This is a genomic window from Rhodococcus sp. UFZ-B548, from assembly GCF_903819475.1.
Lineage (GTDB): Bacteria > Actinomycetota > Actinomycetes > Mycobacteriales > Mycobacteriaceae > Rhodococcus_F > Rhodococcus_F erythropolis.
The window spans coordinates 47,651-54,063 of record NZ_CAIJDS010000053.1 but is presented as its reverse complement, the minus strand read 5'-3'; the positions used below and the strand labels follow the sequence as shown (position 1 = coordinate 54,063).

Annotated in this window: 4 protein-coding genes and 2 pseudogenes; 2 read left to right on the top strand and 4 right to left on the bottom strand. The window is 56.7% G+C overall.

Annotated elements, in window-relative coordinates; all coding sequences use genetic code 11:
• Positions 1-182 (top strand): annotated as a pseudogene (locus tag H7C86_RS30530) (bifunctional 3,4-dihydroxy-2-butanone-4-phosphate synthase/GTP cyclohydrolase II); the annotation flags it as partial.
• Between the two features lie 822 nt (positions 183-1,004).
• Here the strand turns inward: H7C86_RS30530 and H7C86_RS30525 are convergent.
• Positions 1,005-1,535 (bottom strand): Lrp/AsnC family transcriptional regulator, encoded by a 531-nt coding sequence (locus tag H7C86_RS30525; RefSeq protein ID WP_182262841.1) that lies wholly within the window; start codon positions 1,533-1,535, stop codon positions 1,005-1,007.
• A gap of 113 nt (positions 1,536-1,648) precedes the next feature.
• On the opposite strand from H7C86_RS30525, the gene H7C86_RS30520 reads away from it, so the two are divergent.
• Positions 1,649-2,095, top strand: a complete 447-nt coding sequence (locus tag H7C86_RS30520) for a hypothetical protein (RefSeq protein WP_182262840.1) — start codon at positions 1,649-1,651, stop codon at positions 2,093-2,095.
• A 632-nt stretch (positions 2,096-2,727) separates the two neighbouring features.
• Here H7C86_RS30520 and npcA read toward each other — a convergent pair.
• The 3 genes and pseudogenes from npcA to H7C86_RS30505 all read right to left on the bottom strand — a co-directional run.
• The gene (gene npcA, locus H7C86_RS30515; protein ID WP_182262839.1) at positions 2,728-4,314 is read right to left on the bottom strand and encodes a 4-nitrophenol 4-monooxygenase/4-nitrocatechol 2-monooxygenase oxygenase component; all 1,587 of its coding nucleotides are present in this window, start codon (positions 4,312-4,314) and stop codon (positions 2,728-2,730) included.
• A gap of 53 nt (positions 4,315-4,367) precedes the next feature.
• Positions 4,368-4,871, bottom strand: coding sequence for a flavin reductase family protein (locus tag H7C86_RS37995; RefSeq protein ID WP_220463484.1), 504 nt, complete (start codon positions 4,869-4,871; stop codon positions 4,368-4,370).
• 969 nt (positions 4,872-5,840) lie between these two features.
• Positions 5,841-6,347: pseudogene (locus tag H7C86_RS30505) on the bottom strand (IS30 family transposase); the annotation flags it as partial.
• Positions 6,348-6,413 lie beyond the last annotated feature (66 nt).

Genomic DNA, 6,413 nt, shown 5'->3' with positions numbered 1-6,413 from the left:
GGATCTCGTCGATGCGTCTGCTGACCAACAACCCGGCCAAGCGTGTGGGTCTGGAGGGCTACGGCCTGCAGATCACCGATCGCGTTCCGATGCCGCTGCGCGCGAACGCCGAAAACCTCTCCTACCTGCGCACCAAGCGCGACCGGATGGGTCACGATCTGATCGGACTCGACGAGGTGTAGCCAGGATCCGCAGGTCTGAATATGGGTTTTGGCCGTACCGTGAGTCAGAGCTCAGACGAACAACGAGCTATACGTACCTAGCCTGGCTCACTGACTACCCACCACGCTAACGTTGAATCTCGTAAAGCATGCTGCACAGATTCACGCTCGCGTGGAGTGTTACTGAGCGTCGAACCTCCACGGCCCGATACGGCAATCAACCATGCCGCCCCCACACAACCGTACGACCCAACCCCTCGATATATCTGTGAGCCGCTGATCAGATTTGCGAAAAACTCTTGATGTCGCGCCTCGACAACAGTCCCACGCCTCGCCTGGAACCTCCAACCCCCGAGCTCAATGTGCCTGTTCGCATAACGGCGAACACCACTTGTGTGAGCACAGCCTGCCCTTCGCTCAACTCACAAATACCCTGGAGCAGACGTTGTTTCGAAACCGCCGATCCTGACGGGGCTGGTGGCAGATACACATGCCAATCCAAATTTTTGACAGGCCAGTTCCGCGTGCTGCATATCTTCGACGCTGTTGCCCGTCACGATACCGACTCTTATCGTGACGCTAGCGATCGCGGCACATGGAGACCGTCCCAGACTTGCACCATTGCGCACCCACTTGGAGGGGTCTGTTCGGCAACGGGTGGCTCACCGGTTGTGGCGTGCACACCATAACTTCTTCAGTGCATCACCCTCAGGTGTGTCAAAAGAACAAAAGCCACACTCACCTGTGAGTCATCCATCAAAGGCCTGGACCAGGGACTACTACTCCCCCTCGCCGTGATTATGTGGGTATTTGTAATCGTCCTCGGCTTTTAGGCCACGGGCGTCACCGAGACGGACCATCCCGTCGATAGGCTGGAGCTTTGGGTGGTTGTTTGGACTGCAACGTCTGTAGTAGGGGAATCGATCGGAGCGGCACTACAACCGAGAGAACCATGACGCTGATCGACCGGGTAGCTACTCCCGACCGATTCAGTTCGAGCAGAGTCGTTTGCAAATCCTCGTGCGACGCCGCTGCAATCCGGCACAGTACGTCGCCGGAGCCCGTGGTAGCGAACGCCTCAAGCACACCGGGGATTGCCTCGAGTTCTGCTGTGACTGTGTCGAGTGCTCCCTGAGCGATCTGCAAAGTTACGAAGGCCTGGACCCCGAAACCCGCTGCAGCCAAATTGACGTGCGGTACATATCCGGCGATGACTCCCGCGTCTTCCATTCTTTTCGATCTCGCCTGCACAGTCGCCCGTGCCACCTTGACCTGACGCGAGAGCTCCAATGCACCAGCGCGTGGATGCTTGTGCATCGCATCCAACAGAGCCAGATCCACCGCATCGAGATTCACGTCTGCTCCCCCCGTCATTCAGCTATGCAAACTGCCTACAAAACACTGCCAAAATCTTCGAACACCAGCGCTAGGCCTGGGTCAACTACCTCAGTTGACCGCCCAATCCATCACATTCAGAGCGGGTCGGTATGGCTGTCGAACAGACTCTCCCCGACGACAAACAATTGGCCAGCCTGGATCTGGAGCAATTGCGCCAGTTTGTCGGCTTGGTCGCATACGACAACGATTACAATGCCTTCACCGTGAGCGGTTGGGGCGGACTCCAATGGAGCGTCGAAACGGGCACCCAGGCCCCACATTTCTTCCAGCCCGCATTCGGCATAGAAATAGTGGCATATTCGTTACCCGTTGACGGGAATCGCAGCCACTACATGTTTCTACCCAAGAGCGACACAGCGCCCTCTGTTGTCAATGACGCTGTGAATCCGGCAAGCGAGCTGATCGAACATCACAGCCGTCACAGTGACTGCATCCGCTATATCGCACTCAGCGTCCCGGCCGTGGACTCGTGTGCGATGCACACGAGTCCACTAGAGCCCCACGCCAATGGCGGCACCGTCAACCAGCACGACTAATGGTCGAGCAACAGCAAACCCTTGCTCGACCATTACCGACAGCAATACGGCTATCACCGGACACCGAAGTCGCCGGACCACACCGCATCAGAAGAAAGATGAAGCCTACTGTTTCAGCTACCATCCAGTTTCCGAGTCGGACGAGCTAGACGGAACTCACCCGCGCCAGGGCTCGCGCAATTCGACAATAACTCAGTCGCACTTTGCCGCCACGGAGTGTTTCCGAGAGAATTGCGCTCCGGCGTAGTGACACGTAACCGTGAGGATCGATGACGTGTCACCACGCGAAGCACCCCCGACAGGTCATCAAGATTCCATCGGATGATACATATATCCGTGAATCCTGAGACCCATGTCAGTCAGAGATGTCATGCCGCTTCACACCGCACCAGCAGAACGTATGAACAGACAACATTCGACCGCTGCAATGCCCAGTATGTAAAGTTGAGATCCTTTGTGCCACTTCAGGACCAGCACGATGGCTCACCATCGGCTCATCGTGTACTTAGTAGCCTCTGAGGAATGATGAGCGCCCCTGGAAAGTGGGGTGCCGTATGAAATCCTCCGTGATTCAAGGACTCTCAATTAGCTCCGGGCCGGCACAATAATCCGGCCCGGAAGCTAGCTGCTGGTCAGACTTTCTCAACCGGCTTGTAGTATCCGTCCCGCACGTCCTGCTCTCGTGCGTACTCGGGCTGGTACAAAACAGACGCCCAGTTGGAGGTCTTTTCCACCTCAGCCGCGCGCGCGGCGAGCGCTGCAGTGTCACCGAATCCAAGAACCTGACGAGCAAGATCAGTCAACGGTCCGTCAACCTGATACTCGGTGCGCTGCATCGTCAACAACCGGACCAAGTAGAGCGGGGTACCGTTGAACTTCTCGAACATCTCGTGACGAGCACCCCACTGGGTGAGGTAACGTTCACTGATCTGCCGGAAAATGGAGACGCGGTCCCGAGCACTAATCGAGGTGCCGCGGAGGGCCTCTTCCAGCTTGGGTCCAATGTACGGGTGGTCAAAGTCTGCCTTAGTCGGCGACATTACGACACCACGACCACAGAATTCGATCAGCTGGTTGACGGCGTCGTGGATACCTTCGAGGTAGTGAGCGCGCCCGAGGTCGACATAGATGTTGTTGGGCTTGTACAACCCTCCCGCTGTCGTAAACCCGGTTTCCTCGGCAGCGATAGCGAATGCTTTACACGTTTCGCGGAAGCGGACAAGATCGGCGAGCTGGGACTGAACAATCGGGTTGTTGTTAGTTCCGAGCGCATTGGTCAACAGAAGCGCGAGCCCAACGATCAGTTCGGTGTGGACCGCGTGCCGGATCTGGGTCTCGATGTGAACCCAGTCGAACTGGCGCTGCGGGTACCACTTCGCATGATCGGGGTTGCCAATGTGCTGAACATTCTCCCAAGGGATAAAGACGTCATCGAAGTACGCCATCCCGTCCAGCTCATCACCGATCGTCGATAGCGGATGGTCATAGGGATCTGCATCGGGAGTCGCGTTAGACTCACGACACACCAGTGAAAGTCCGGGGGTGTTGACCGGAACCATTGCATACACGGTCTGATCCGAAGTTTGGCCGGGCCGCCAGAGATTACCAACCAGCAACTCGTTAACAAATGGGAGTGAAGTTCCCATTGCCTTCCAGCCGCGGACGACGATTCCCTTGTCGTTCTGTTCGACGATGCTCAGCATCGGCGTCTCACCAAGTGCGTCGTCACGCCCACGGTCATACTGCACATCGACGAACATGGGCGAGAGTGCCACGTCGTCAGTGGTAACTCGCTGCCACTGTGCTCGGATATTATCCGCAAATGGGATCTTGCGGCCATCGGCGACGATCGCGTTGTCTTCCCAAGGCTCAGGATCGTCGACCTGGGCGTACATCACGACATTCATTCCGGCCGGCGGCCGAGTGAAGATTCCACCCTGGAAGTGCCTGAACCAAAATTCGTGATACGCGCGACGACGTGCAGCATCGGCCTTGGTCTTCGGCAAGAACCAGTGCATCGACTTTCGGACACCGTCGTCATCGACGAAGGTCAGTACATCTTCGTGCTCTGGAGCCAGGTGCAAGTCATAGTATTCAGCAATCGCTTTGGCATACCCGCTAGTTTTGGGGTGAGTGGTGACGTCATCGATGAGCTGACCACCCACGTAAACCTGTCGTCCGTCCTGGAGTGACTCCAGATACTGCTTTCCTGTCCTCATTGAGAACCTCCTGTTACATAGTGAGAAGTGATTTTTTCGGGCGGCACGAAATGTCAGGACGCCTTTTCGTGAGGAACAAACTGACCGAAGGCGCCCCGGAAGTATGAAAGTGGGCTCCCAGGTCCGGCTTGGGCCTCCACGACCTCGGCTACGAAGATGCGGTGTGTACCACCTTCAACTTCATGAACAACCCGGCACGTGAGGAACGCTAGCGCTTCCGCTAGCCGAAGGCCGTGCTGGCCCTCGACGACGCCTACTCCGACAAACTTGTTCGCGCCTGGTGTCGCGAAAGTCTGAGCGAGAGAAGCTTGTTCCTCTCCGAGGATGTTGATGGTAAATCTGCGGGCATTGACGATTGCAGCGTGTGTTCCTAGCCGCTGGTTAACGCAGACCAGCACCATGGGTGGGTCCGCACTTAACGAAGTCACTGCGCTGATTGTTGCGCCGTACCGAATCCCGTCGTGTTCGGTTGTGACAATTGTGACTCCACTTGCGAAGTGGCCGACAACATGACGAAATTCGGACTGATCCAAGGGCTGCACGGCATTGTGATCCATGTGGTCCTCCCACATTCGGCATTGACTGCCGGCTAGTCGGGGTTGCTTCGTCTGGGCAGACCCTCAATTCATGCGCCTCATGCTTGCAACAGCAGAGTGGAGTGATCTATCCCCGCGAAGTGCTTGCTACCTAATTCATCTGACCTAGAAAAGATATGACGCAAATCATCTGCCGTCCAACGGATGTCACGGATATAAGCCATCGGCCGCGCCGATAGGTGGCCGAGGATGCGCGTGCGAGAACGGCCGCAACACCGAACCTCAGGCCGGCAGGTGAGGACATCCACTCTGACAACAAGTAGAAGCCGTGCCGGTGCAAACCCCGCCGCTGATTCAGGTCGTCCCCAAAGTGCTCACGTCCGTAAAAGCCTCGTGCACATGGCGATCCGCTGTCCGATACGAATGGCCCGTCGATACTGAGCAGTTCGCATCCTTGAGCGACTGGGCACATCGACCCCGAGCACGAGAAATACCTGCGTGGTGTTCAACTGGGAAGATTTGTCGCCGGAGCGACAGCATCGTTCGGACACGTCCATCCACTAGAGGTTCAGGTTGAAAATGCCCATAGGTCGACCGCGCCCCTGTATGGATGCGACAGGGGTGCGAAACAAACTTGCGCGCGCGGACCCGCAACGACCCTGCTCGCACAAGTTCAGCAGATTCGACCGCAGGTGGCTCTTTCCCACGTTCACAGAAGCTGATTCCCTTCCCCTGAGGCGATTTGGGTATGCGACAATACGCGCGGTCGAGGTTCCCCAGGGCTGGTGGGATACCTCCCACCAACCCTCTTTGAAGCATCTTCGTAGTCGCGAACGGTGCGATTGCCAATTGTCATCACAGCAGGAGTCGTTCCGGGCCCGGTACAACTGGACTCCTCGCCTAGAGATACCGGAAACACATCATTGTTAGTCCGTGCCGATAGACACACCGTCCCTTGCGAAAACTAGCGGGGCGATACGCGATTGGTGTTCATAGGTGACTGTCCCGTCCAGCGACGAGGGCATCAGGAGTTGAACGGGACCCTAAATACTTACGAGCGCTCATTGTCTTTCCGATTGTTCGAACCGTTCCCATTTTCAGTGGTCCGGATCCGGCAGTTTGAACTGATGGATCACAGAAGTAGATGTCGACTCCGGTCGCGAGTGTGGTGTCGGCATGACGACGCATCTCCATTCCTTGATCCCATGTGACCGTCTTTCGCGTCACCTCGGGCAACGTCAGGATTGACTTGATCATTGTGTCCCGAACCACGATCAGGTCTCTGACACCGGGCAGATGCAGAAACATCACATATCGAGATTGACGCTCGACGAGAGTCCCGATCGCAAATTTGTTGTTCTTGCCCATGATCAGGTATCTCACCCAATGTCCGGGGACCGCGCGGTCCCCGATCGACACCGGCCGATCGGCGATCAGGATCTTGGCCGGTATGTAGTGGACACTGTTCGACACCCGTCCATGCGCCTTCCCGGTGCGTTCGCCCTGTTCGAAGCGCTTGCGGTACTTCCTTTTTCAGTGCACCTTCGACTGCACGTAGACGGC

Coding starts and splice junctions, on each gene's coding strand:
- H7C86_RS30525 (WP_182262841.1), bottom strand. CDS start 1,535: ATGACGGGGGGAGCAGACGTGAATCTCGATGCGGTGGATCTGGCTCTG.
- H7C86_RS30520 (WP_182262840.1), top strand. CDS start 1,649: ATGGCTGTCGAACAGACTCTCCCCGACGACAAACAATTGGCCAGCCTG.
- npcA (WP_182262839.1), bottom strand. CDS start 4,314: ATGAGGACAGGAAAGCAGTATCTGGAGTCACTCCAGGACGGACGACAG.
- H7C86_RS37995 (WP_220463484.1), bottom strand. CDS start 4,871: ATGGATCACAATGCCGTGCAGCCCTTGGATCAGTCCGAATTTCGTCAT.